General features: G+C 73.4%; 19 protein-coding genes and 3 pseudogenes. 6 read left to right on the forward strand and 16 right to left on the reverse strand.

Annotated elements, in window-relative coordinates; translation table 11 throughout:
* Nucleotides 1–153: 153 nt before the first annotated feature.
* The 4 genes and pseudogenes from AAH979_RS21350 to AAH979_RS21365 form a co-directional block, all read right to left on the reverse strand.
* The gene (locus AAH979_RS21350; RefSeq protein WP_346259879.1) at nucleotides 154–1734 is read right to left on the reverse strand and encodes a uroporphyrinogen-III synthase; all 1581 of its coding nucleotides are present in this window, start codon (nucleotides 1732–1734) and stop codon (nucleotides 154–156) included.
* On the reverse strand, nucleotides 1731–2696 hold the full coding sequence (gene hemC, locus AAH979_RS21355) for a hydroxymethylbilane synthase (RefSeq protein ID WP_346259880.1): 966 nt from the start codon (nucleotides 2694–2696) through the stop codon (nucleotides 1731–1733). Before hemC ends, AAH979_RS21350 begins: the two co-directional genes overlap by 4 nt.
* 241 nt (nucleotides 2697–2937) lie before the next feature.
* A pseudogene (locus AAH979_RS21360) lies at nucleotides 2938–4242 on the reverse strand (glutamyl-tRNA reductase); the annotation flags it as partial.
* On the reverse strand, nucleotides 4239–5099 hold the full coding sequence (locus tag AAH979_RS21365; protein WP_346259881.1) for a redox-sensing transcriptional repressor Rex: 861 nt from the start codon (nucleotides 5097–5099) through the stop codon (nucleotides 4239–4241). The pseudogene AAH979_RS21360 and the gene AAH979_RS21365, both read right to left, overlap by 4 nt.
* A 607-nt stretch (nucleotides 5100–5706) precedes the next feature.
* Here AAH979_RS21365 and AAH979_RS21370 point away from each other — a divergent pair.
* Both AAH979_RS21370 and AAH979_RS21375 read left to right on the forward strand, forming a co-directional pair.
* Entirely contained in the window at nucleotides 5707–7017 is a 1311-nt protein-coding gene (locus tag AAH979_RS21370) for a sensor histidine kinase (RefSeq protein ID WP_346259882.1), read from the forward strand.
* A gap of 104 nt (nucleotides 7018–7121) precedes the next feature.
* Nucleotides 7122–7787, forward strand: a complete 666-nt coding sequence (locus AAH979_RS21375) for a response regulator transcription factor (protein ID WP_346259883.1) — start codon at nucleotides 7122–7124, stop codon at nucleotides 7785–7787.
* Nucleotides 7788–7808: 21 nt separating this feature from the next.
* Here AAH979_RS21375 and AAH979_RS21380 read toward each other — a convergent pair whose 3' ends face one another.
* The 3 genes from AAH979_RS21380 to AAH979_RS21390 all read right to left on the reverse strand — a co-directional run bounded on the left by AAH979_RS21380 (nucleotide 7809) and on the right by AAH979_RS21390 (nucleotide 10485).
* Nucleotides 7809–8450, reverse strand: coding sequence for an HAD hydrolase-like protein (locus AAH979_RS21380; RefSeq protein WP_346259884.1), 642 nt, complete (start codon nucleotides 8448–8450; stop codon nucleotides 7809–7811).
* A gap of 126 nt (nucleotides 8451–8576) precedes the next feature.
* On the reverse strand, nucleotides 8577–8834 hold the full coding sequence (locus AAH979_RS21385; RefSeq protein ID WP_346259885.1) for a glutaredoxin family protein: 258 nt from the start codon (nucleotides 8832–8834) through the stop codon (nucleotides 8577–8579).
* On the reverse strand, nucleotides 8821–10485 hold the full coding sequence (locus tag AAH979_RS21390; protein WP_346259886.1) for an AMP-binding protein: 1665 nt from the start codon (nucleotides 10483–10485) through the stop codon (nucleotides 8821–8823). The genes AAH979_RS21385 and AAH979_RS21390 overlap by 14 nt, the downstream gene beginning before the upstream one ends.
* Nucleotides 10486–11244: 759 nt before the next feature.
* On the opposite strand from AAH979_RS21390, the gene AAH979_RS21395 reads away from it, so the two are divergent.
* The 3 genes and pseudogenes from AAH979_RS21395 to AAH979_RS21405 all read left to right on the forward strand — a co-directional run bounded on the left by AAH979_RS21395 (nucleotide 11245) and on the right by AAH979_RS21405 (nucleotide 14428).
* Complete coding sequence (locus AAH979_RS21395; protein ID WP_346259900.1) at nucleotides 11245–12111, forward strand: ECF subfamily RNA polymerase sigma factor, BldN family; 867 nt, start codon at nucleotides 11245–11247, stop codon at nucleotides 12109–12111.
* A gap of 263 nt (nucleotides 12112–12374) precedes the next feature.
* A pseudogene (locus tag AAH979_RS21400) lies at nucleotides 12375–13256 on the forward strand (DUF5667 domain-containing protein); the annotation flags it as partial.
* A gap of 293 nt (nucleotides 13257–13549) precedes the next feature.
* Nucleotides 13550–14428, forward strand: coding sequence for an HAD-IB family hydrolase (locus AAH979_RS21405; protein WP_346259887.1), 879 nt, complete (start codon nucleotides 13550–13552; stop codon nucleotides 14426–14428).
* A 22-nt stretch (nucleotides 14429–14450) separates the two neighbouring features.
* Here the strand turns inward: AAH979_RS21405 and AAH979_RS21410 are convergent, their stop codons facing one another.
* The 9 genes from AAH979_RS21410 to AAH979_RS21450 all read right to left on the reverse strand — a co-directional run bounded on the left by AAH979_RS21410 (nucleotide 14451) and on the right by AAH979_RS21450 (nucleotide 23689).
* Entirely contained in the window at nucleotides 14451–15362 is a 912-nt protein-coding gene (locus tag AAH979_RS21410) for a lysophospholipid acyltransferase family protein (protein ID WP_346259901.1), read from the reverse strand.
* Between the two features lie 119 nt (nucleotides 15363–15481).
* A complete protein-coding gene (locus AAH979_RS21415) occupies nucleotides 15482–16606 on the reverse strand; it encodes an NAD-dependent epimerase/dehydratase family protein (protein ID WP_346259888.1) in 1125 nt (374 codons plus the stop codon).
* A 119-nt stretch (nucleotides 16607–16725) separates the two neighbouring features.
* Nucleotides 16726–16827 (reverse strand): AURKAIP1/COX24 domain-containing protein, encoded by a 102-nt coding sequence (locus tag AAH979_RS21420; protein ID WP_007465623.1) that lies wholly within the window; start codon nucleotides 16825–16827, stop codon nucleotides 16726–16728.
* A gap of 228 nt (nucleotides 16828–17055) precedes the next feature.
* On the reverse strand, nucleotides 17056–17268 hold the full coding sequence (locus AAH979_RS21425) for a helix-turn-helix domain-containing protein (RefSeq protein ID WP_101369425.1): 213 nt from the start codon (nucleotides 17266–17268) through the stop codon (nucleotides 17056–17058).
* Between the two features lie 183 nt (nucleotides 17269–17451).
* Nucleotides 17452–18636, reverse strand: coding sequence for an ABC transporter permease (locus tag AAH979_RS21430; RefSeq protein ID WP_346259889.1), 1185 nt, complete (start codon nucleotides 18634–18636; stop codon nucleotides 17452–17454).
* Nucleotides 18633–19559: an ABC transporter ATP-binding protein gene (locus AAH979_RS21435; protein WP_346259902.1), complete on the reverse strand. Its 927-nt coding sequence runs from the start codon at nucleotides 19557–19559 to the stop codon at nucleotides 18633–18635. Before AAH979_RS21435 ends, AAH979_RS21430 begins: the two co-directional genes overlap by 4 nt.
* An 88-nt stretch (nucleotides 19560–19647) precedes the next feature.
* Complete coding sequence (locus tag AAH979_RS21440) at nucleotides 19648–21105, reverse strand: efflux RND transporter periplasmic adaptor subunit (protein WP_346259903.1); 1458 nt, start codon at nucleotides 21103–21105, stop codon at nucleotides 19648–19650.
* A gap of 36 nt (nucleotides 21106–21141) precedes the next feature.
* Complete coding sequence (locus tag AAH979_RS21445; RefSeq protein WP_346259890.1) at nucleotides 21142–22941, reverse strand: hypothetical protein; 1800 nt, start codon at nucleotides 22939–22941, stop codon at nucleotides 21142–21144.
* Nucleotides 22942–22984: 43 nt separating this feature from the next.
* Nucleotides 22985–23689 carry a permease prefix domain 1-containing protein gene (locus AAH979_RS21450; protein WP_346259891.1) on the reverse strand — a complete coding sequence of 235 codons (705 nt, stop codon included), beginning with the start codon at nucleotides 23687–23689 and terminating at the stop codon, nucleotides 22985–22987.
* Nucleotides 23690–24250: 561 nt separating this feature from the next.
* Here AAH979_RS21450 and AAH979_RS21455 point away from each other — a divergent pair.
* Nucleotides 24251–24979: pseudogene (locus AAH979_RS21455) on the forward strand (hypothetical protein); the annotation flags it as partial.

Consider the following 24979-nt stretch of genomic DNA (forward strand, 5'->3'; position numbering starts at 1 on the left):
TCCTCACGGCCGACCGGCCGGCACCCGACCCGGCGTCTGCCGGGCCATCGGGACCGCCGACGGCCCTGTGCCGTCGATGGCGTCCTAGGACCGATGGTGCCTCAGAACCGAGCGTGCTTCACCACAGATGGCGCTACACAAATCCGACAGAGATTACCGAAACCGCAGCGCGGTCGGACCCTGGACCTTTGAACCCCGGCGCTGCTTCGCCGGCATCGCGGCCAGCTTCTCCCGCAGCTCCACCGCGTAGGACGCGAGCGCCTCGACCAGGTCCGGCACCGAGGCGTGCGCCGGCTGGGCGTCCACCCGCAGGCCGAACTCGGTGGCGGTCTCCGCCGTCTTCGGGCCGATCACCGCGACCACCGTCCGGGCGTGCGGCTTGCCGGCGATGCCGACCAGGTTGCGCACGGTCGAGGAGGAGGTGAAGAGCACCGCGTCGAAGCCGCCCGACTTGATCGCGTCACGGATCTCGGCCGGCGGCGGGGCCGCCCGCACGGTCCGGTAGGCGGTGACGTCGTCGACCTCCCAGCCGCGCTCGGTCAGCCCGGCCGCCAGGGTCTCGGTGGCGATGTCGGCGCGGGGCAGCAGTACCCGGCCGACCGGGTCGAGGATCTCGTCGTGCGGCGAGAACTCGGCGAGCAGCCCCTCCGACGACTGCTCCCCGGACGGGACCAGCTCGGGCTGGATGCCGAAGGCGCGTACCGCGTCGGCGGTCGCCTCGCCGATACAGGCGATCTTGACGCCGCCGAAGTGCCGGGCGTCCAGCCCGTGCTCGGCGAACTTCTCCCAGACCGCCCGTACGGCGTTCACCGAGGTGAAGATCACCCAGGCGTACCTGCCGTCGACCAGGCCCTTGACGGCCCGTTCCATCTGGGCCGGGGTACGCGGCGGCTCGACCGCGATGGTCGGCACCTCGCACGGGATGGCGCCGTATTCACGAAGTCGGGCGCTCATCACCCCGGCCTGCTCCTTGGTGCGCGGCACCAGCACCTTCCAGCCGTACAGCGGGCGGTTCTCCCACCAGCTCAGCTTGTCCCGGTGCGGGACACCGGCGCCCAGGGTGAGCACCACCCGGCCGGTGAAGCCGAGCGCGGCGGCGACGAAGCTGTCCACCGTCGAGGTGGTGGTGTACTGCGTCTCCCCGGTGCCGTCCCCGGTCACCGCGACCGCGGTGGAGCCGTCCACCCCCACCGCGAGCAGTCCGTCCCGGATCGCGGCCAGGTCACCGGCGTCCACCGCCAGCGCCAGCGAACCACGGCCGATTGCCGCCGCCAGCGCCTCGAAGTCCATCGCGGTGACGTCGTCCACGTCGGCGGCGGTGCGTACCCCGGACAGCGGTACCCCGGCGTAGGTGGCCACCCCCTCGGCCTGGCCGACCCCCGGCACCACCTCGAAGTGCACGGCGGTACGCGCCACCGCCTGCACCTCCTTGACCACCGAGTCGTGCCCGAACGGGTCACCGGCGACCAGGTGCACGGCGGTCAGCCCGGACCGGGCCGCCGAGAGCAGCACCTTGGCCACGTCCCCCGGCGCCCCCTCGGCCGGGGTGAACTGCGCGTCCTCCTTGGCCTCGGCCTTGACCGCCGTGAGCAGGGCCTCGGGAACGCTGCGGTCGTACACCACCTGGTCGGCGTCGATCAACGCGCCGTGCGCCCGGCGGGTCAGCAGGCCGGGGTCACCGGGTCCGGCCCCGACGAACGCGATGCGGCCTGCGGGCTTACGGGTGCCGATCATTCTGTAGCTCCAAAATGCTGGGTCCTCGCGCCGGATTCCTTGGGCGCCCCGAGGATCGAGTCGGCGCCGAGGTCGAGGAGTTCGGCGGCGAGCGCCTTACCGATCTCCGTCGCCTCGGCGGGCGTACCGGTGCGGGACAGCCGGATGTCACGGGTACCGTCCGGGCTGATCACCGCCCCGCGCAGGTAGATCTCATCGCCGTCGTCGCCCTCGGCGACTTCGGCGTACCCGGCGACCGGCGCACTGCACCCGGCCTCCAGGGTGGCCAGAAACGCCCGCTCCGCGGTGACCGCGGCCCGGGTCGGTGCATGATCGAGCACGCCGAGCAGCTCGACCAGTTCCGCGTCGTCGACCCGGCACTCCACCGCCAGCGCCCCCTGTGCGGGTGCCGGCAGCATCAGCATCGGGTCGAGAGTCTCGCTGATCTCGTCGGCGCGGCCCAGCCGGACCAGCCCGGCCCGGGCCAGCACCACCGCGTCGAGATCCGCCTTCGGGCCGCGTACCCGGCCCACCCGGGTGTCCACGTTGCCGCGGATCGGCACCACCGTGAGCTGGAGCCCGAGCGCGTGCAACTGGGCGATCCGGCGCAGCGCACCGGTGCCGACCGTGGCACCGGGCGGCAGCTCGGCGAGGGTGCGGCCGTCCTTGGCGACCAGCGCGTCGCGCGGGTCCTCCCGGGGCGGTACCGCCGCGATGTGCAGCCCGGCCTGACCAGCCGTCGGCAGGTCCTTGTAGGAGTGGACCGCGAAGTCGATCTCGTTGGCGACCAGGGCGTCCCGCAGCGCGGAGACGAAGACCCCGACGCCCAACCGGTGCACCGGGGCGCTGGACCGGTCGCCGGCCGTGACGACCTCGACCAGCTCGACCTGGCGGCCGGTCGCCGCCGTCACCGCGTCGGCGACCGCCCGGGACTGGGCGAGGGCGAGGGCGCTGCCCCGGGTGCCGAGCCGCAGCGCGGTCATGCCGGCACCCCGATCCGCCCGGCGAGGTCCGCCCACCCGGTGCCATCGGTCCGGCCGGCGCGGGCCTGAACCTCGGTCATCGTTCTCCTCCGGATTGCTGTCGGGGCACCGGGGCACGCAGGGCCGGACCGGCGCCGAGGTCGGCCTGGCCGCCGATCTCCGGCAGGCCACCGAGGCCGGGCAGGCCGGCGAGACCGGTCAACCGGCTGCCGGCCGGTACTCCGGCCAGCTCGGCGGCGGCCAGTTCCGGCACGGTGTCCGCCTGTGAGGTGACCGGCACCTCCAGGTCGAAGAGTTCCCGGAGCAGGGCGGCGTACTGGTCACCGCCGGGTTCGGCGGCGAGTTGCCGGACCCGTACCGTCGGCGAGTGCAGCAGCCGCTGCACCACCCGGTGCACCGTGTGGCTCACCTCGGCACGCTGGTCGTCGGTGAGGTCCGGCCGGCGCTGGGCGAGCCGGCGCAGCTCGGCGGTGACCACCTCGTCGGCCCGGGCCCGCAGCGCGGCCACGGTCGGCGCGACGTCCGCGCCGCGCAGCCAGGTGAGGAACGCCTCGACCTCGGAGCCGACGATCCGGGTGACGGCCGCGGTGTCGGCGGCGGCCGGGCCGATCGGCTGGGCCGCGGCCAGTCCGTCGATGTCGATCACCATCGCGCCGGGAAGTTCGGCGACCGCCGGCTCGATGTCCCGGGGTACGGCGAGGTCGAGCAGCACCAGCGGGTCGGGCCGGTCGGCCGCGCGCTCCCGCAGCGCCCGCTCCACCGTCTCCCGGGTGAGGACCGGCTCGATCGACGCGGTGGCGGCGACTACTATGTCCACTGTGGAAAGGGCGGTCGGGAGTTCGGCGATCGGCACCGCGGTCGCGCCGTACGCCTCGGCCAGCCGGAGCGCCCGGTCGTGACCCCGGTTGCTGATCCCCACCGGGCCGGCGCCCAGCCGGGAGAGCGTGGCCACGGCCAGCGCGCCCATCGAGCCGGCCCCGACCACCAGCACCGGGCGGCCCTCGATGGCGCCGCCGAGGTGCGTGGCGGCCAGGTCGAGCGCGGCGCTGACCACGTTCTGCCCGGCCCGGTCGATCTCGGTCTCGGCGTGCGCCCGCTTCCCCACCCGGAGCGCCTGCTGCATCAGCTCGTGCAGCAGCCGGCCGGGTGCCTCGGCCTCGCTCGCGGCATGGTAGGCGTCCCGGAGCTGGCCGAGGATCTGCGCCTCGCCGACGACCATCGAGTCCAGCCCGGCGGCGACCCGGAAGGCGTGCTCCACCGCCGCGCCGTCGTAGTGCACGTAGAGGTGGTTGGCCAGCTCGGCCGGGGCGGCCCCGGCGTGCCCGGCCAGTACCGCGCAGATGTCCCCCAGCCCACCGTGGAAGCCGGTGACAGCGGCGTAGACCTCGACCCGGTTGCAGGTCGAGACGACGACCGCCTCGCCGACGTACGGCTGGGCGAGCAGCCGGGCGAGGATCTCCGGCAGCTCGGTGCCGGCGACGGCCAACCGCTCCAGGATGGCGACCGGTGCGGTGCGGTGCGACGCACCGACGACAAGCAGATTCATGAGCCGACCGCCTCCGCGTTCGACCGGAGTGTCCCGGCGGGCGCTGCCTCGGTGGTACCGGTGGCGGCGAGCCCGCCGGGCAGGGCGGTCAGCCCTGCCGCACCGGCGCCGCCCAGGGTGCTGCCATTCGGTGTGCCCAGCGCGGCGCCCGGTCCGGGGGTCGCCGGCAGCCCGGTGAGCGCCGCCTTGCGGTGCTCGTGGAAGGAGAGGATCTGCAGCTCGATGGCGAGGTCGACCTTGCGGACGTCGACCCCGTCCGGCACCGCCAGCACGCACGGTGCGAAGTTGAGGATGCTGGTCACCCCGGCCGCGACCAGTTGGTCGGCGACGCTCTGCGCGGCGGTGGCCGGGGTGGCGATCACACCGATCGCGATGCTCTCCTCGGCGGCCACCTGCGGCAGCTCGTCGATGTGCCGGACGACCAGCCCGTTGATCACCTCGCCCAGCCGGGCCGGGTCGGCGTCGAAGAGCGCCGCGATCCGGAAGCCACGGCCGGCGAAGCCCGCGTACCCCGCAAGGGCGTGACCGAGATTACCCACACCGACCAGGGCGACCGCCCGGCACTGGGTGAGCCCGAGCACGAACTCGATCTGGTCGATCAACAGGGCGACGTCGTAGCCCACGCCCCGGGTGCCGTACGACCCGAGCTGCGAGAGGTCCTTGCGCAGCTTCGCCGAGTTGACCCCGGCCGCCGCCGCCAACTCCTCGCTGGAGACCGTGTCGTTACCGGTTTCGGCGAGATTGTGCAGGGCACGTAGGTATTCGGGGAGCCGGGCGACCGTCGCCTCAGGGAGATCCGGAAGCGCCGGCACGGCACCGGCGCGGCCGGGCGTGCCTACGGGGCGGTGCTGACTCATGCGACTCCGTGCCGTGCGATCTTCGACCAGCCGGACCGGCGGGTCGTTCCGGTGGACCCGCTGGCGGCCGCCATGACCGGCTGTGCTAGCAGGGCTCGTCGGAGTAACAGAGTAGGCGCTTGTGAAGACACGCACAAATCGCGATCTTGATAGACCGCGATAACGCCCCACCTGGGCCTCCACTTACAAGATCAGTTCGCGACCCAACCGGAGCCGTCACGGCGATTATTACCTAAGTCCGACTTATCTGACCAACTCGCCGCTACCGCGCCGGCCGATCGGCCAGCTCTTTCCGCCGAGCCAGCAATCACGATGCGCCGCGAATTTCCTGAACCCACCATTACATTTGACGACAAACCCTTGGCGCTCAGCGGATTGCCGGTTGCCGGACCTCCGACCCGGACGGCAACCGGGGAGCCCGGCCGGACGGGGCAGGACACGGTGGTGACGGCCGAGGGGCCCGCCGCCGTCGTCCCTCCCGGCGCTCGTCCTCGCCGCCGAGGGGCCGGGTGGCGCGCGGATTTCGTCCCGGGTGGGGACAGCCCTACCGTGAAGAGGCCAGCCGATGGGATGGGGACCGACCGCGCCGATGCCTAGCGTCGAGAACATGACCACGACCACCGCCACCAGCGTGGCCGCCGGTGCCGAACCCGGTGCCGGCCGCACCGTGCTACGCCAGCTCGCCATCGACTCCGGCTACGTGTTCCTCGGCCTCCCCCTCGCACTGGCGAGCTTCGTCGTGCTCGTCACCGGGGTCGCGCTCAGCGCCGGGCTGGCAGTGACGGTGACCGGGCTGCCGATCCTGGCCGGCACCCTCTACGCGGCCCGGGGGTTCGCCGACATCGAACGGCTGCGGATGCCGGCGGTGCTCCGGCAGCCCCGGGTACGCCCCAACTACCGCACCGCCGAGCCTGGGGCCAGCGCCTGGCGGCGGATCTTCGTACCCATCGCCGACGCGCAGTCCTGGCTCGACCTCGCGCACGGCTGGGTACGGCTGGTGGTGGCGCTCGGCACCTTCGTGATCACCGTGGTCTGGTGGGCCGGTGCGATCGGCGGCTCCCTCTACTGGGCGTATGACTGGGCGATCCCGCAGAGCCCGGGCGACGAGGGCCTGCCCGAGCTGCTCGGACTGGCTGACACCGCCGCCACCCGGATCGGGGTGAACACCGCGCTCGGAGTGTTCTTCCTGATCACCCTGCCCCTGGTGGTCCGGGGCTGTGCCCTGATGCAGGCCGGGCTCGGTCGCGCGCTGCTGACCGGAGTGGCGGAGATGCGCAACCGGATCACCGTACTGGAGGAGCAGAAGCGGGCCGCGGTCTCGGCGGAGGCCACCGCGCTGCGCAAGCTGGAACGGGACATCCACGACGGGCCGCAGCAGCGGCTGGTCCGGCTGGCCATGGACCTGAGCCGGGCGCAGCAGCAGCTCGACTCGGACCCGGAGGCGGCCCGACAGACCCTCGGCGAGGCGCTCGCACAGACCCGGGACACCCTCGCCGAGCTGCGCGCACTGTCCCGGGGCATCGCCCCGCCGATCCTGGTCGACCGGGGCCTGCCCAGCGCCCTGGCGGCGCTCGCCGGGCGCGGGCTGATCCCGGTCGAACTCGCCGTCGACCCCCGGCTCGGCACCGCGGACGGCCGGCCCGACCCGGCGATCGAGTCGACGGCGTACTTCGTGGTGGCCGAGGCGCTGACCAACGTCGCCAAGCACAGCCGGGCCACCGAGTGCTGGTTGACGGTGACCCGCGAGGAGCGGGCGCTGCGGATAGTGGTGATCGACGACGGCGAGGGCGGCGCGCACCTCTCCAAGGGACACGGCCTGGCCGGGCTCGCCGACCGGGTACGCGCCAACGACGGCACCCTGACCGTGCTCAGCCCGGTCGGCGGACCGACCGAGATCCGGGCCGAGCTGCCGTGCTGAGCGGCCCCGGCGTGTCCTCCGGCACCGCCCCGGCACCGGCCGGGGCCACGCCCGGCGGCCGCGAACGCCCACCGGACGGGCCGGCAGTGGTAGACAACAACACCATGCGCGTAGTGATCGCCGATGACGCGGTCCTCCTCCGGGAGGGTCTGATCCGCCTGCTGACCGAGCACGGCCACGATGTGGTGGCCGCGGTCGGCGACGGTACGGCCCTGGTCGAGGCCATCGTCACGCACCGCCCGGACGTCTCGATCGTGGACGTCCGGATGCCGCCCTCGCACACCGACGAGGGGCTGCGGGCGGCGGTGGAGGCCCGGCAGCGGGTACCCCGGACCCCGATCCTGGTCCTCTCCCAGTACGTCGAGGTGTCGTACGCCGACGACCTGCTCGCCACCGTCAAGCCCAGCGGCGGCGTCGGTGGGGGTGGGATCGGTTACCTGCTCAAGGACCGGGTGGCGGCGATCGACGAGTTCCTCGACGCGGTACGCCGGGTGGCCGGCGGCGGCACCGTGCTCGACCCGGAGGTGGTCGGCCAGCTACTCGTCCGGCGCCGCCGGGACGACCCGCTGCGACAGTTGACCCCGCGCGAGCGGGAGGTGCTCGGGCTGATGGCCGAGGGCCGGTCGAACACCGCCATCGCCCGGGCCCTGGTGGTCAGCGACGGCGCGGTGGAGAAGCATGTCCGGAACATCTTCACCAAGCTGCAACTGCCGCCCGACGAGGAGCAGCACCGCCGGGTCCTCGCCGTCCTCGCCTACCTGCGCGGCTGACCCGACCCGCCATGTTCCCGGTCAGTCCAGTTTGGCGGCCAGTTCGACGGCCTCGGTGAGCGAGTCGGCCACCGGCCAGCCGCCGGCACGCAGCCGGGCCGCATCGGTGAAACCGCCGGTGTAGAGGACGCAGCGGGCGCCCACCGAGTCGGCCGCCTCGGCGTCGTCGATCGAGTCCCCGATCAGCACCGCCGACGTCCCGTCGACACCGAACTCCGCGAGGTGCCGAGCCAGGTGGGCGGCCTTGCGCTCGCCGCCGACGGTGCCGCGCAGCCCGTCGACCCGGCGGAACACGGCGGTCAGCCCGTACCGGTCGACCGCCGGCACCAGCTCGTCGTGGAACCACATCGACAGCAGCGACTGGGTACCGGTCCAGGTCTGGATGGCCTTGGTGGCGTCGGCGGCCAGGTCGCAACTGGCCAGCCCGACCCGGTACGCCTCGTGGAAGAGCTGGTCCAGCCGGCTGAACTCCTCGGCGTCCACGGCCCGGCCCAGCACCTCGGCGTAGTAGTCCGCGATCGGCCGGCGGAACTGCGTACGGTGCTCCTCGGCGGTCACCTCGGGCCCGCCCGCACCGGCCAGGGCCACGTTGGTGGCGGCGACCACCAGGGTCAGGTCGTCGAGCAGGGTGCCGTTCCAGTCCCAGACGAGGTGCTCACGCATCCGAGCACGATACGCGGAGACCTCGACCGGACCGACGGCTGCGGCCGGGCGGCAGGGCGGGAAGTCACCGACGTCACACGCCGGCGCCGGGACCGTCGCGCGGGGCGGCCGGTTGGGGGAAAGCGGTCAGGTGCGGGGGGCGGTCAGGTCGCGGAGCAGGCGCTCCTCCTCGACCCGCCAGTAGCCGTGCTCGCGACCGTCGAGCAGCACCACCGGCAGCCGGTCGCCGTACTCCCGCTCCAGCTCCAGGTCGCCGGTGACGTCCAGCTCGGTCCACCGGTCCCCGGTCACCGCCACCACCCGGTCGACGGCCTCCTTCGCCACCTCACAGAGGTGGCAGCCGGGTCGGGTGATCAAGGTCAGCCGTGGCTCACTCGCCGTCACTCGCGCCCCTTTGCCGGATCACCGATCTGCGTACCCGGCCGATCGCGGAGAGCGGCAGGGACCCGACGAACTCTATCCTGCTCGGGCACTTGAACCGGGCCAGGCTACCGGCGCAGTGCGCGGCCAGCTCGGCGGTCGAGACGCTGCTCTCCGGGGCCCGTACGACGTACGCGGTGACCGCCTCCCCGGCCACCGGGTGCGGTACCCCGAACACCACCGACTCGACCACCTCCGGGTGCGCGCCGAGCACCCGTTCGACCTCCTGCGGATAGACGTTGAAGCCGTTGACCAGGATCAGTTCGCCGAGCCGGTCCACCAGGAAGAGGTCGCCCCCGGCGTCGGCGTACGCCACGTCGCCGGTCCGCCACCAGCCGTCCGGGTCCGGCCCGCCGTGCCCGTCGGGCCAGTAGCCGGAGAAGAGGTTGGCGCCCCGGACCACGATCTCGCCGGGGTCGGTGCCGGGCGAGGAGAACTCCAGATCGGGCTCGTCCGCGCCGTCCCCGTCGTCCGCCGGCTCGACGGTGGAGCCGTCCCGCCACAGTTCCTCGCCGTCGGCGGCGACGAGCCGCAGTTCGACACCGGGGATCGGCCGGCCGATCGAGTTCGGCTTCGCCGCCGGGCCGGAGAGCGTGGTGGTGAGCACCGGAGCGGTCTCGGTGAGGCCGTAGCCGACCTGGATCTGCCGGCCGGTCGCCTCGGCGAACCGGGCCGCGCCGCCGACGGCCAGCGGGGCGGCGCCGCAGATCGCGACCCGCACGGAGGCCATCGCGGTGCGCAGCGCCGGACCGGCCGGCACCCCGGCCGCCGCCGGGGCGTCCGGCAGCATCGTCCAACCGAGAAACATCGACGGTACGCCGACCAGCACGCTCACCCGGTGCCGGGCGACCACCTCCAGTACGGCGGCCGCGTCGAACCGGTCGACCAGCACCCCGCACGCCCCGTGGTACGCCACCGCGCCCAGCCCGGCGTTCAGCCCGTACGCGTGGAAGAGCGGCAGGGCCAGCAGCACCCGGTCGTCCGGCCCGACCACCGGCGGGGAGATCCGGCCGATCTGCTCGTGGTTGGCGAGCAGCGCCCGGTGGGACAGCATCGCCCCCTTCGGCTCGCCGGTCGTGCCGGAGGTGTAGAGCAGCACCGCAACCGCCTCCGGGTCTGGCCGGATCGGCCGGTCGGCCGGGTCGCCGCCCGGCACCACCCCGACGCCCGGGTCCGGCAGTGCGGTGTGCAGTTCGGTCAGTGCCGGCAGCTCGGCGCGGACCCCGTCGACCGCCACCCGGACCTGTTCGGTGCAGATCAGGACGCCCGCCGCCGAGTCGGCCAGGATGTGCCGCAGCTCCGGACCGGTCAGCGCCGGGTTCACCGGCACCGCGACCAGCCCGGCCCGCTGGGCGGCGAAGAACGCCACCGCGAAGTCGGGCGAGTTGGGCAGTGCGATGGCGACCCGGGCCGGATGGCCGTCGGCCGGCACTCCGAACCGGCCGCGCAGCGCTGCGGCGACCCGGTCCACCGCACTGTCCAGTTCGGCCCAGCTCAGTACGCCGTCCGGCCAGAGCAGTGCGGGTCGGTCGGGTCGACTGGCGGCGGCCAGGCGTACCCGGTCGGCCAGGGTGACCGCGGCTGGCTCGGCGGGGGTGTCCGGTCCATCCTGCACGGTCGCTGAGTCTGGCACAGAGCCGGGCGCGACGCGTACTCCGACCGCCGCCGGTGTGCAGCGGTCGCCCAACCGGCCATCCCGGACCCGCCGGTACGCCACACGCCGACGACGTCGGTGGAAGTTCTCTCGACGTGGAACTTCCCTCGACTTCTCCGCCTCCGCCGGGGTACGGTCCAGCAGACCGTAACGGGTTTCAGATATCGACCGCCCCGGCGCGGTGGACTGCTTCTAACACGTTCGCGGCGGCACGCCCAAGGCCGGCCGCGCATTGGCGTGTTTCCACGTTTTCCCTGCTCAGAGCCCTCGCCACCGTACTGTCAGGCATCTGACAACGCACAAGCTGTGCGCCCCGTTCGGGTGGCTTCTGGAAATACTTTGGCTCTGTGTAACGGACTTGCCGCACATGGGTGACGTTGGCCCTATCATCACTCGGGTCGGCTCACCCCTTTTGCCGTGAGTCGACACCCCTCAGCCCGAGGAGGCCGCCGTGCCTGTGAGAGCACTGCACCAGCAGCTGTGGGGCGTGTGCCGTCGTACGGCGCAGCCCGGAACTGCCGTGCCGGATCGCGCCGACCCCGGCGTGGGTACGGCCCCCATCGCGGCCGGCTCCCGGCGACCGGTCCCGCGGCCTCGGCCGGCCGGGGAGGTCCAGTGAGCACATACGGATACGTCGGCGGAGCGACCGGCGGCGCACCCCGGAACACCCGGCTCGCCCTGACCGAGGGCCTCGACCGGCTCCGCGTGTCCATGGACGACATGCTGAGCCTGGCGGTACGCGGCGACGGCGGCTCCAAGCGGACCCGAAACCGTCCACATCCGAACGAGACCCCACCCCGGCACAACACGCCGGGCGGAAACGCCCGCCCGGTCGGCGGCCGGGTGGCCAGTCCGACCCGGCCGGCCATGCCCGCCCAGCCGGGTGCCGCGACACCGCCGGCCCAGCCCGCGGTGTCCGAGACCGAGACCGCGGTGCTGCCGGTGGTGCCGGCGACCGAGAAGTCGACCGGTTCGGGCGGCGGCCCGCCGACCGGCTATCCGGACCGGCCGGACCCGTCGGATCCGGCCCGGGAGGTCTGGGCCCTGGTGGAACGGGCCCAGGCCGGCGAGCCCGAGGCGTTCGGCCTGATCTACGACCGGTACGTCGACACCGTCTTCCGGTTCGTCTACTTCCGGGTCGGCAACCGGCAACTCGCCGAGGACCTCACCTCGGACACCTTCCTACGGGCACTGAAACGGATCGGCAGCTTCACCTGGCAGGGCCGTGACCTGGGCGCCTGGCTGGTGACGATCGCCCGGAACCTGGTCGCGGACCACTTCAAGTCCGGCCGGTACCGCCTGGAAGTTACTACGGGTGACGTTCTGGATGCGGACCGCGAGGATCGGGGCCCGGAGGGGAGCCCTGAGGCGGCCGTCGTCGAGCACATCACCAACGTCGCCCTGCTGACCGCCGTCAAGCAGCTCAACCCCGAGCAGCAGGAATGCATCGTTCTGCGATTTCTACAGGGTTTCTCGGTGGCGGAGACCGCCCAGGCGATGGGCAAGAACGAGGGCGCGATCAAGGCTCTGCAATACCGCGCCGTCCGGGCGCTGGCCAGGTTGCTACCGGACGGATTCCAGCCGTGAGGCGCTGTGGCGGCCGCCGCCGACGCTCCGTGACTCCGCTCACTCTTCGTAGTATTTCCCGCCGCCCGCCCGTAACCGGTCGACCCCGCCGACCGTTTGTCCGGGTGCGACCGGCGGTTGGCCAGACATCCCTCCGGCCGGTCGGTCGGAGAGCGGATCCGGCCTCGGGCACCGTGGCCTGGTCCTGAAGTCAGCCACCGTCGTATCCGGACGGCGAGACGGGCCGACCGCAGCATCGCGACCAGCGAAGGGAGGTGTCGGCGGTGAGTTGGAAGACTTTCTACCGCCAACGCGCCGAGCGCTTCGCGCAGCTGCTCGACGAGGCCAACGGAGGCCCTCGCCATCACGTCCGGTCCCGGGTCGATGACGAACTGGCACAGCCGCTGGCTGTCGGGCAACGCCTTAGGGACGTGCAGTCCACCGTCGAGGTCGACCCCGACTTCCGGGCCGGCCTGCGCGCCATGCTCATCGCCACCGCCGAACGGGAAGGGATCGGCGCGACCGCCAGCGACGACGCCATCGTCGACGGCGGCGGCCAACCCGCCACCCGTCGGGCCAGTCAGCCCGCGTTCCGGGGACCACGTACCCGGGCTCGGGCCCGCGGCGCCGTCGTCATCGGGGTCGCGGTCGGCGCGATCGCGGTCTCCGGGATGTCCGCCGCCAGTGAGAACGCGGTACCCGGCGACGCCCTGTACGGCATGAAGCGGCACACCGAACGCGCCCAGCTCGCCCTGGCCAGCTCCGACCTGAGTCGCGGGCAGCTCTTCCTCGACTTCGCGCGTACCCGGCTCGCCGAGGCGGTCGCGGTCGGCGGGCAGAACTTCGGCTTCTCCGCCGTCCTGGAGGACATGGACGCCGACACCCGGCAGGGCATCAAGCTGCTGACCAGCGCGGCGGTGCAGCGCCAGGACCCGGCCGCGCTCGACGCCGTGGACACCTTCCTGCGCCAGCAGCGCCCGCAGGTCGCCCGCCTCTTCGAAGACACCACCCGGGCCACCCGCAGCCGGGCCAACGAGTCGCTGAAGCTCCTCGACGACGTGCAGGACCGGTCCGAGAGCCTCCGGGCCGCGCTCGCCTGCGGCGTCGGCGCGATCGGCCGGAACGACTCGATCGGACCGCTTCCCCGGACCTGCCCGGTCAACCGTGGCCCGGCCGGTACGCCGTCGGACGCGCCGCCCCCGGCGGCCGAGGGGGACGGTGGCAGCCGTACCCCGGAGGAGCCGCCGCGTGCCCCGGACCGCACCTCGGCACCCAGGCCACCGGCGCCGACGCCCAGCCAGGACCAGCCACCGGCGGTACGGGACCGCAGCACCACCGAACCCGTGCACCGGGTCGGCGGCTGACCATCGCCCGCACCGGCCCGACTGTCCCGGACTCCGGGTGCGCCTCGGCGGATCCGGCTACCCTCGCTGTGTACCCGTAGCGAGGAGGTTCCCGCGTGGCCCGGGCCCGCAAGGTGACGGTCAGCACCGACGACCACGGTCACACCGCCGGCTGGGCCGACGCGGGGCCGGACGCCCCACCGGCGGATTCGGCCCGGACCGACCCCCGGGCCGCCGCCTTCTTCGACGTGGACAACACGGTGATGCAGGGCGCCTCCATCTACTGGTTCGCCCGTGGCCTGGCGGCCCGCAACTACCTCACCACCGGTGACCTGGTCCGGTTCGGCTGGCAGCAGCTCCGGTTCCGGGTGCTCGCCGTCGAACACCCCGGCAGCATGTCCCGGGTCAAGGAGGCGGCGCTGGCCTTCGTCGCCGGTTGGCGGGTCGAGGACGTCGAACGGCTCACCGAGGAGATCTTCGACGAGCTGATGGCCCCCCGGATCTGGGCCGGCACCCGGGCCCTGGCCCAGCAGCACCTGGACGCCGGTCAACGGGTCTGGCTGGTCACCGCCGCCCCGGTGGAGATCGGCCGGATCATCGCGGCCCGGCTCGGCCTGACCGGCGCGCTCGGTACCGTCGCCGAGATCCGCGACGGGGCGTACACCGGGCGGCTGGTCGGCGACCTGATGCACGGGCCGGCGAAGGCGGACGCGGTGGTCCAGCTCGCCATGGTGGAGGGGCTGGATCTGGATCGGTGCGCAGCCTACAGCGACTCCGCCAACGACCTGCCGATGCTCTCCGCCGTCGGCCGGGCGGTGGCGATCAACCCGGACGGCACGCTGCTCCGGCACGCCCGGGAGCGCGGCTGGGCGGTACACGACTTCCGGACCGGGCGGAAGGCGGCCCGGATCGCCGTACCCTCGACCGTGGCCGCCGGGCTGGTGGCCGGCGCGGTGACGGCGGGGCTGGCGATGCGCCGCCGGCTGACCCGGTAACCGCCTCCGGTCGGGGTGCCGCTCAGGGGCCGAACGGGTCGGGCCGCTTCTCCAGCAACTGGTGCAGGGTCTGCTGGATGGTCTCCCGGACCTGGTCGGCGAGGTTGAAGACGACCAGCGGATCGTCGGCGGAGTCGACCAGGTGATCGGTGGGGATCGGCGGGCAGAACTCGATCAGCCACTTGCTGGGCAGCGGCACCGCACCGAGCGGGCCGAGCCACGGGAAGGTCGGCGTCACCGGAAAGTACGGCAGCTTGAGCAGCCGGGCCAGCGGCTTGATGTCGGCGAGCATCGGGTACGTCTCCTCGGCACCGACGATCGCCACCGGGATGATCGGCGTCCCGGTGCGGAGCGCGGCGGAGACGAAGCCGCCCCGGCCGAACCGCTGCAGCTTGTAGCGGTCCGCGTAGAGCTTGCCGACGCCCTTGAAGCCCTCGGGGAAGACGCCGACCAGCTCGCCCCGGCCGAGCAGCCGCTCGGCGTCCGGGTTGCAGGCCACGGTGCCGCCGGTCTTGCGGACCAGCTCGGAGACGACCGGCATCCGGAAGACCAGGTCGGCGCCGAGTAGCCGCAGGTAGCGGTGTTTCGGGTGCCGGTCGTGCAGCACGGCCGCCAGCACCAGCGCGTCCATCGCGACCGTGCCGGAGTGGTTGCCGACCACCAGCCCGGCACCGTCGACCGGCAGGTGGCGCACGCCGTAGACCTCGGTGCGGAACCAGTCGCGGTAGAGCCGGCGCAGCACCGGATGGAAGACCTGGTCGGTCAGCTCGGGGTCGAAGCCGAACTCGTCGACCTCGTACTGCCCGGAGAGGCGCCGGCGCAGGAAGGCCAGCCCGGCGGCGACCCGCCGGTCCCAGACGTCACCCGGCCGGTCGGGCACCGCCGGCCCGGTCGGGCCGGACCGGCGCCCGTTGCGCCGCGCCGACCGCTCCAGCTCCGTACCGTCGTACTCCGCAGGCGCGGAGTATCGCCGGTCCGGGATGTTCCCCAGATCGTGCCGCGCCGCTGCGTTCTCGCCGTTTCCGGTGCCGGTGGGCCGCCGGTCGTCGCCGGTCACCGGCCACCCCGCTCCGCCGGTCCGGCACCGTCGACCGCGCCGAGTTGGGTGATCCGGTCCCGGACCGTGGCCCGGGTGTGCCGGATCCCGTCCATGATCACCTGCTCGGCCCGGCGGAGCTGCTCCGGCCCGAGCACCGTCCCGTCGCTGTGGCTGGCGATGAACTCGTCAAAGGCGGCGGCGGTGGAGCGCGGGGTGAAGCCGTACTCCGTGGTCAGCCTGGTGGTGTCGACCACCCGGCCGTGCACGAACAGGTCGACCTGGTCGAGTCCGTAGCGGGCGAAGCCCAGCACCCGGGCGAGCCCGGCCGCGCCGGAAAGCCCCGGCTCCACCACCGGCAGGGCGACCCGGCCGGCCCGGCGGATGGCCTGGGAGAGCGCCAGCACTCCCGGCCCGGCGACGTTGTACGTCCCGGGGTGCTCCTCCACCACCGACCGGTGCAGCACCTCCAGCACGTCGTCGAAGTGCACGAACTGGAGCCGGGGGTCGCGACCGAGCACGGTCGGCACCACGGGCTGGGCGAAATACCTGGTCAGCGTGGTGTTGGCCATCGAGCCGATGAACGGCGCGAAGCGCAGCACGGTGGCGGTGACGTCGGGGCGGCGCCGCCGGAAGCCGCGGACGTACCCCTCGATGTCGAGGATGTCCCGGGCGAAGCCGCCACGCGGCACGGCCCGGGGCTCGGTGTCCTCGGTGAAGACAGCCGGGTCCCGGAACGACGCCCCGTAGGCGGCGGTCGACGACCGGACGACCAGCTTGCGCAGCCGGGGCGCCCGCTGGGCGGCGGCGAGCAGCTGCATCGTGCCGATGACGTTCTGCTCCTTCATCGCCGCCCGGCCGCCGTGCTGCGGATCAGCCGCGGTGACCAGCGCCAGGTGCACGACGGCGTCGGCACCCAGCTCGTCAATGATGGTGCTCACCGCGCCGGCATCGGCCCGGACCCGCTCGACGCCGTCGAGCAGCCCCGCGATCTCGTCCGCCGGTTCGTGCACGTCGAGACCGACGACCCGGGCGATCCGGCCGTCGGCGACGAGCCGCGCCGCGACGTGTGCACCGAGGAACCGGCTGACTCCGGTCACCACGACGACCCCCGGCGCACCGGGGGTGCTACCGGGGGTCACCTCGCGCTCCGCGCGGGACGACCCGGGCCGGGCCCGGACCGCCGCGACGTCGTCACGTGGGCCTCCGAAGGTCGACAGCTGACCGGCTCACCGCCGGCCGGGCAGGCGCCCGGCCGGGGTCACTTGCCGAGACGGCGACGCTGGACGCGGGTCTTGCGCAGCAGCTTGCGGTGCTTCTTCTTGGCCATGCGCTTGCGGCGCTTCTTGACCACCGAGCCCATACGACAGCCCTTCTGATGCGACGTGCTGATCGGACCGGCCTCACCCGCGGGTGCGGCCGGCTACCGAGCTGGACAACGGACCGGGCCGGCACGACGGGCTCGCACCCATCTCGGCACGTGGCCACGGTCGCGGTCCAGACTAGCCCTCGGCCGTCAGCCGGACCAAAGCGCCCCCACGAGGAACCGCCCGGAGCGCTCCGGAACCGTCGCGACGCCACCGCTCAGCGGTCAGGCGGTCTCCTGAAAGGCACCGCGCAGATAGTCGTGCACGGCGTGCTCCGGCACCCGGAACGACCGGCCGACCCGCACCGCCGTCAGCTCGCCGGAATGCACCAGCCGGTAGACCGTCATCTTCGAGACCCGCATCAGCGTCGCCACCTCGGCGACGGTCAGAAACCTGACCTCCGGCATTCGGCTGTCCGGCTGTGGTGATCCTGCCATGGCTCACCAACCCATCCCAATCCCCGGCGCGTACCGCCCGGCGGGATGCTTCCGCGCCGCCGCTACGCGCGTGTTACCAGTACGGTAACGGGACGGCTGTGACCGGCGCGATCCCTTCGGGCAATTGATCATCACTGGCACGCGGGTCGACGGGTGGGAACGGGCAGTTCACGCCCGAAGGGGTCATTCGGCGCGGAGCGCGATCACCGGGTCCAACCGCCCGGCCCGCTGCGCCGGTACCACCCCGAAGATGATCCCGACCGCCGCCGAGACCCCGAACGAGAGCGCCAGTGACCACCAGGTGACCACCGCCGGTACCGGGGAGAGGGCGGCCACCAGCAGCGCGGCGCCCACCCCGAGCCCCATCCCGAGCACCCCGCCGAGCGCGGTCAGCAGCACCGCCTCCAGCAGGAACTGGATCCCGATGTCCCGGGGACGGGCGCCGACCGCCTTGCGCAGCCCGATCTCCCGGGTCCGCTCGCGTACCGAGACCAGCATGATGTTGGAGACCCCAACGCCGCCGACCAGCAGCGAGATGCCGGCGATCGCCGCCAGTACCCCGGTGAGCACCCCGAGGATGTCCCCGAGTACGCCGAGGATCTGCTCCTGGGTCACCGCGCTGAACTCGGTCTCCGGGTGCCGCCGGGTCAGCTCGGCGACGACCCGGGCCCCGAGGTCGTCGATCTCCTCCCGGTGCGGCGCCTTGATCGCGATCCCGTCGATCCGCTGGGTGCCGTAGAGCCGGTGCGCGGCGGTGACCGGGATGTGCACCTCGTCGTCCCGGTCCACTCCGAGGCTCTGCCCCAGCGGAGCGAAGACCCCGACCACCCGGAACCGTACGCCGGCGATCGCCACCTGCTGCCCGACCGGCTCCCGGTCGCCGAAGAGGGTACCGGCGACCGTGGCGCCGAGCACCGCCACCCGGCGACTGGTGTCGACATCGGACGAGGTCAGGTAGCTGCCCCGGTCCAGTTCCCGGACGAAGACCTCGGGCGTGGTCTCCAGTACGCCCTGCACGGTGGTGAACGCCGAGCGGGTGCCGGCGCGGACCGTCTCACCGGAGGTGACCGTGACCGCCACCCGGCGCGGATCGCCGACGACCCGGTTGACCGCCTCGACGTCGGCCAGGGAGAGCCGGGAGACCGCCGGTGCCGCGCCGAAGTCGAGCCGGCCGGGCACCACGACGAGCAGGTTGGAGCCGAGCCCCTCGACCTGCTGCTCCACCTCCCGCTTGGCGCCGGTGCCGATCGCGACCAGCACCACCACGGCGGCCACCCCGATCACCACCCCGAGCATGGTGAGCATGCTGCGCAGCCGGTTCGCCGCCAGGGCGTCCAGCGCGACCCGCCACGCCTCGGCGATCCTCACGAGCCGCTCCCCGCCCCGGCAGCCGGCCCGTCGGCATGGCCGGAGCCGGCTCCGCCCGACCCGCGGCGTCCGGTGGCTTCGGTGGCGCCACCGAAGCCACCGGACGGGTGCCCCGAGTCGCTTCCGGACGCTCGTCGGGGCTCCGCGCTGGGAGCGGGATCTACTATCTCAGGCGCCCGCCGCGCCGCCGGCACGACCGTCGCCGAATCCGGCCCGGCCGCCGGTGGTAGGCCCGTCGGTTCCGGCTCCACCGGCGGTGTGACGAGGAGGCCGTCGCGCATCGTGACCTGCCGGTGCGCCCGCTCGGCGACCTCCCGGTCGTGGGTGACCAACACCAGCGCCACCCCGTCGGAGGCGTTCAACTCCTCCAGCAGGGTCAGCACGGACTCGCCGGTCGCGCTGTCCAGGTTGCCGGTCGGCTCGTCGGCGAGCAGCAGGACCGGATCGGTGACCAGGGCCCGGGCGATCGCCACCCGCTGCTGCTCACCGCCGGAGAGCTGGTTGGGCCGGTGGTCCAGCCGGTGCCCGAGGCCGACCCGGCCCAGCATCGCCGCCGCCAGTTCGCGCCGTCGCCGGCCGCCGATGCCCCGGTAGACCAGCGGCAGCGCGACGTTGTCGAGTGCGGAGGTCCGGGGCAGCAGGTGGAACGACTGGAAGACGAAGCCGATGGTCTCGTTGCGCAGCGTGGCGAGTTCTCCGGCGTCCAGCGTGGCGACGTCCCGGCCGCCGATCACCAGCCGGCCGGTGGTGGGCCGGTCCAGCCCGCCGAGCAGGTGCATCAGGGTCGACTTGCCCGACCCGGACGGGCCGACCACCGCCACGTAGTCACCGGCGGCGATGGTCAGCGAGACACCGCGCAGCGCGGTCACCGACACCCCGCCCAGGTCGTACGTCCGGACCAGGTCGACCGCCTCGACCGCCACCCCGGACCGCCGGGTCGGTCCACCGGTCGCGACGTCGCCGGAGCTGCCCACCGGCGCGGCGGTCACCGGATCCTCCGCGGAGAGGAAGTCAACGTACCCGCTCTCCGGGGCGCACCTGGTCGCCGCCGCTGACCACCACCTGCTGGCCCGGCTGCACCCCGCTGACGATCTGCACCAGGTCCTGGCCCTGTACCCCGACCGTCACCGGCACCTGCTCGGCGATCCCGTCCTCGACCACCCAGACCGCGTCCCGCCCCTGCGCCGAGTGCACCGCCGCGGCCGGTACGGTCACCGCGCCGGCCGCCTCCCGGACCCGCAGCCGGACCACCGCGCTCATCCCGGGGCGCGGCGCCGGGGCGGCCCGCCCGTCGGCGAAGCGCCCGGGGCCGAGCGAGAGCCGCACCCGGTACGAGACACCACCCCGGGCCGACGCGGTCGGCAGTACGTCGACCGAGCGGACCCGGGCCGAATATTCCGCTCCGGTGGCGGCGTCCAGTTCCACGCTCGCCGGCACCCCCTGGTTGACCAGCAGCACGTCGGTCTCGTCCACCTCGGCGACCAGCCCGAGGTCGGTCAGGTCCACCACGGTCAGGATCGGGGTGCCCGCGCTCACCCGGCCGCCGACCGGCACCGCGCCGTCGACGCCGGCCACCGGGGCGGTCGGGTTGCCCCCGCCGAGCGCCCCGGTCGGATCGACCCCGCCCGGGGCACCCAGCCCACCGGTCGCGCCGAGTAGTCCGGCCAGCGCGTCGGCCGTACCGGCACCGGCAGCCGGCGAGGCGGGACCGCCGAGCTGCACCACCCCGCCGATCGGTGCCCGCAGCACGAGCGCGTCGACGGTCGCCTTCGCCAGGTCGTACGCCTGCTCGGCCTGGAGACGCTGGGCTGCGGAGAGGGCCCGTACCGCGGAATTCAGCCCGGCGACGCCGCGCTGGACGGCGCGTACCGCCGCACCGGCGGTCTCGGCCGCCGCCTCGTACTGCCGCTCCGCGATCCGGATCTGGGCGAGCAGCGCGGCCCGGGCGGCCGGGTCGGTGAGCTTGCCGGCGGCGTCCCGGGCGGCCCGGAACGCCTGCGCCGCCGCCCGGTCGGTGCCACGGCGCAACCGGGACAGGTCGGTGCCGCCGCCGACGCCCCGCCCGGCGCTCCGCGCCGCGTCGAGGGCCCGGCGGGCCTTGGCCAGCCGGTCCCGGGCCGAGGGCGAGTCGACAACCGCGAGCACCCGGCCCGGCTTGACCAGGGCACCCGGCCTGACCCGCAGCTCGGCCAGGGTGCCGTCGGCGGGTGCGCTCAGGGTGGCCGCCGCCCGCGCGGTCACGCTGGCCGGCGCGTCGACCAGTTCAGCGACGTCGGCCCGCTCCACACTGGCCAACCTGACCTGGTCGTCGGACTCACAGGAGGCCGCGGAGAGGCCGAACAGGATGGTGAGGGCGAGGAGGGCGGCGGAGATCACGGAGTGACGGGGCCGCGGTGCTGCGGGCAGGCGCGGCGGAGAGGCGCGACGCACGCCGCCATGGTACGAGGTGCCACCCGCACCGGCCGGCAGGACGCGCGGGCCGCGAGCCCGCTGAGCTGCACCTGATCAGGAGGCGGTCCTCTTCACGTACGCCACGCACTCGTCGTGCAGCTTCGACCAGTCCTGACCGAACGCCTCCTGGGACGCCTCCTCCTCCGACCGGCCGTCGTGCACCACCAGCTTGAAGAAGGTGAGTACGTCCTTCTCGCCGAACCGGTCGACGAGATGCCGGACGGCGAGGTAGCCGACGCCGTAGCTGCCGGCGACGTGCCAGTCCTCGGAGCGGTCGCTGGGCGCCACGTCCGCCAATTCGCCGTTCCAGCCCGAGTTGACCAGCCGGTCGACGTCGTCGAGGCTGCCGTACCGGCTCGCCGCCCGGCCACCGGCCGCCGCCTGTTCGGCGATCCCCTCCACCAGCCACCAGGCGTCGTCGGGGATCCGGTCGGCGCCGGCCAGCGAGGAGGCGTGGGTCAGCTCGTGCCGCATCAGGTCGGCGTACTGGCCCGGCACCACGGCCTTGGAGTTGAGCACCAGGTCGTACTGGTCGCCGCCGACCGGTACGGCGTATCCAGCGGTCCACTCCGGACGGTTGCCGCCGTACCAGCGGCTCCACTCGTTCGGGCCGGCGTAGAAGATCAGGTAGCGCTCCGGTGGCTTGCCGTCCACGGCGTACCGGTCGGCGACCCTGGCCGCCCGCTCCCCCTCGCGCAGCAGGTCGGGCAGCCGGTCCCGGAACGCCCGGGGCGCGGCGACCAGGGTGCGTTCGCCGATCGAGGCGACCAGCTCGTCGCTCTCCCAGGGCCGGGGCCGACCCGGCCCGCCGGTCTCGTCGGTGTCGATCGCGAACAGCCGTGGCTGGCCGACGACGTCCTTCCACCGGGTGACCATGGTGATCTCGTTCGGCTCGCAGGCCGGGCTGACGAAGCAGTGCGAGAGGGTGAGGTTGGCCCGCCACTCGCCGGCCGTGTTGAGCTCGCTCACCCGGCCCAGCAGCTTCGGCTCCCACTTGCTCACCCGCATCGCCCGCAGTGTCCGGAAGTCGCGCCGGAGTTGCCGGGCGATCGGCGTGTTCGGCTCGGCGAGCCCGACGTAGCCGTTCTCGTCGCCGCCGAGCAACGCCTTCGCCTGCGCGTCGAGCAGGCCGCGGATCTGCGCGGTGAGCCAGTCGCCGGTGACCGAGGGCGGGTCGCCGGCCTTCGGGCTGGCGGCCGCCCCGGCACCGGCGGCCGGGCCGGTCGGCCCGGACGCCCGGTCGAGCAGCACCGCACCGATCGCGACCGGGACCGCGCAGAGCAGCAGGGCCACGACGGTCCCGAGCCCCACCCAGAGCGGCCACCGGCGGCGGCGCGGCGGCGGAACCAGCCCGGCCGGTGGCGGATAGCCGCCGGGCATCGGATAGCCGCCCGGCATCGGGTACCCGGCCGACGCCGGATAGCCGGGCCCCGCCTGGTAACCGACCGGCCCTGGCGGGTACCGGCCGGCCTGGTAACCGGCCGGCTGGTAGCCGACGGGCAGCTCCGCACCAGCCCCGTGACCGGCAGCCTGGTAACCGGTGGGCGGTGCCTCCGCGCCCATCCCCGAACCGGCGGGCTGGTAGCTGGCGGTCGGCTCGGCCCCAGCACCGTAGCCGGCGGGCTGGTGACCGGTAGGGGTGGGCTGGTGGTGGCGCGGGTCCTGCCGGTAGCCGGTGGGCTGCACCGGATAGCCGGCGGCGGCCGGCGGGAGGCCGTGCGCGGCCGGCTCCGGCTCCGGGGGCGGGTAACCGCCGGACGGCGGGTACCCGGAAGGCGGGTGATCGGCCGGTGGGTAGCCGATCTGCGGCTGGTGGTCGGCCGGTGGGCGGTCGCGGTACTCCCCGTCGGTCACCGCCGGAGAGTACGACCAATCGTCCAGCCGTGGAAACCTGCCCTCACCGACCCGCGCACGACCCGGCCGGCTGTGCCGCCGGCCGGAAGTCCGGCCGCTCCGCCGCGGCCCGCCAGCAGTGCCGCGCCGAGCCGAGCAGCAGGCCCGACGAGACCGCCCAGCCCATTCCGCCGACCAGCGCCTGCGCACCCCCGTCCCCCGGCGGCAGTACGGCCAGCAGCACGCCGCAGACCATGGTCACCCCGACCACCACCGATGCGAGTACGGCGGTCACCCGGATCGCCGCTGGGCGGACGTCGAAGTGCCGTGGCCCCCAGCGCAGCAGGATGGCCGCGACGAGGGCGGTGCCGAGGGCGAGCCCGGCGAAGGTGTCCGTCACCCGGGCCAGCCACAGGTACGCCGCCCCCGGCTCGACGCCGTCCCAGAATTGCTGCCAGCCGCCGATCCGACCCAGCAGCTCCGACGCGCCGTACTGGGCGCCGAGCACTCCGACGAGCAACAGCGCGGTACGCCGTCCCTGTGCCACCGCCAGTACGTCCTGGAGTCCCGCCGCGATCCGGTCGGCCGTGCCGAACTCCCGGACGGCCAACCGCTGCGCCTCCGGCTCGGTCAGCCCGGCGTGCCGGTACCCCTCGGCGGCATCGACCAGCGCGTCCCGGATCTCGGCCAGCATGTCGGCCCGCAACCGGACGGAGCCGCGCAACCGGTCACCAACCGCGGAGACGTAGTCGTCGATCGGGGCGGTCACCGCCCCAGTCTCGCTGCCGCACGGGTGAAAGGCCATCCGGAGCAACCCTGCCGGAGGAACCCTGACCCGGATAGGGCGGCTTTACGGCCGTGACTACCCCAACGCGACGGATGAGCGTGATGGGTTCGATGTACGAATCATGCCTGGACCAGTCAACTCAGACAGGAAGAGCGGTACGTCCGCCGAGTAGCCATCTGCTTTTTTCTGCCCGAAATGGGATTGCCACGGTCTGGCCCGCATCTATCCGGTTAGCGCTTTTCAAGCGTGGACCGGCCCTAATTCCACTGGTTCGTGGGTTTTCTTCATATAGGCCCGCGATGCACTGAACGGCACCGTACGGTGACGTTAAGTGGCTACAACCTATTTGTGGCCCTCCGCGCCCCAGATGGTGCGGCCGTGTCTTGTATTCGAAAGGCAGGGAGCTTGATGTCCGAATTCCAAGGGAGCCACGTGGATCCCGGTCAGCCCACGGCGCGGCCAAAAAGGCGGCGGTCCCGGTGGTTCTTAGCCGGGGGCATCGTCGCTGGCAGCCTGGTAGCTGGCGCGGCTGGCCTGGCCGGGGTGGCCACGTTGGCCGGCGACAAGGGTCTGGCAGACGTGGACCTGGGACAGTTGTCCGTCGTCGCCGCCGAGAACGACAAGGGCGACAACGGCAAAGACCAGGGCAAGCACGAAGATCCCAAGGACCAGAACGGCAAGCACGAGGGTGGCGGCGACTCCCAGGGCGGCAACTGGCAGGACTACTGCAAGCCCGGCGGCTGGCAGGGCCACGGCGACAAGAAGGCCGAGGACCAGAAGGCGAAGCCCGAGGAGTCGAAGGACCCGAAGGCGGGGCCGACCGCGACCAAGGACCCGAAGGCCGGACCGGCCGCCGAGTCCAAGGACCCGAAGGCCGGACCGACCGCGACCAAGGACCCGAAGGCCGGACCGGCCGCCGAGTCCAAGGACCCGAAGGCCGGACCGACCGCGACCAAGGACCCCAAGGCCGGACCGGCCACCGGGTCCAAGGACACCAAGGAGAACCACGAGGACTCCAAGGATGCCAAGGAGAAGCACGAGGACTCCAAGGACTCCAACGGTTCCGGGTCGCAGGGCGGCTCCGGCTGGCAGGGCGGCTCGCAGGGCGGCTCGGGCTGGCAAGGCGGCTCGCAGGGCGGCTCACAGGGCGGCTCCGGCTGGCAAGGCGGCTCGCAGGGCGGCTCACAGGGCGGCTCCGGCTGGCAAGGCGGCTCGCAGGGCGGCTCACAAGGCGGGTCGCAGGGCGGGTCGCAGGGCGGCTCCGGCTGGAAC

The sequence above is a fragment of the Plantactinospora sp. ZYX-F-223 genome, from assembly GCF_039649625.1.
GTDB lineage: Bacteria > Actinomycetota > Actinomycetes > Mycobacteriales > Micromonosporaceae > Plantactinospora.

Coding starts and splice junctions, on each gene's coding strand:
- AAH979_RS21420 (WP_007465623.1), bottom strand. CDS start 16,827: ATGGGCTCGGTGGTCAAGAAGCGCCGCAAGCGCATGGCCAAGAAGAAG.
- AAH979_RS21425 (WP_101369425.1), bottom strand. CDS start 17,268: ATGGCAGGATCACCACAGCCGGACAGCCGAATGCCGGAGGTCAGGTTT.
- AAH979_RS21365 (WP_346259881.1), bottom strand. CDS start 5,099: ATGAGTCAGCACCGCCCCGTAGGCACGCCCGGCCGCGCCGGTGCCGTG.
- hemC (WP_346259880.1), bottom strand. CDS start 2,696: ATGACCGCGCTGCGGCTCGGCACCCGGGGCAGCGCCCTCGCCCTCGCC.
- AAH979_RS21375 (WP_346259883.1), top strand. CDS start 7,122: ATGCGCGTAGTGATCGCCGATGACGCGGTCCTCCTCCGGGAGGGTCTG.
- AAH979_RS21380 (WP_346259884.1), bottom strand. CDS start 8,450: ATGCGTGAGCACCTCGTCTGGGACTGGAACGGCACCCTGCTCGACGAC.
- AAH979_RS21395 (WP_346259900.1), top strand. CDS start 11,245: ATGCTGAGCCTGGCGGTACGCGGCGACGGCGGCTCCAAGCGGACCCGA.
- AAH979_RS21350 (WP_346259879.1), bottom strand. CDS start 1,734: ATGATCGGCACCCGTAAGCCCGCAGGCCGCATCGCGTTCGTCGGGGCC.
- AAH979_RS21370 (WP_346259882.1), top strand. CDS start 5,707: ATGACCACGACCACCGCCACCAGCGTGGCCGCCGGTGCCGAACCCGGT.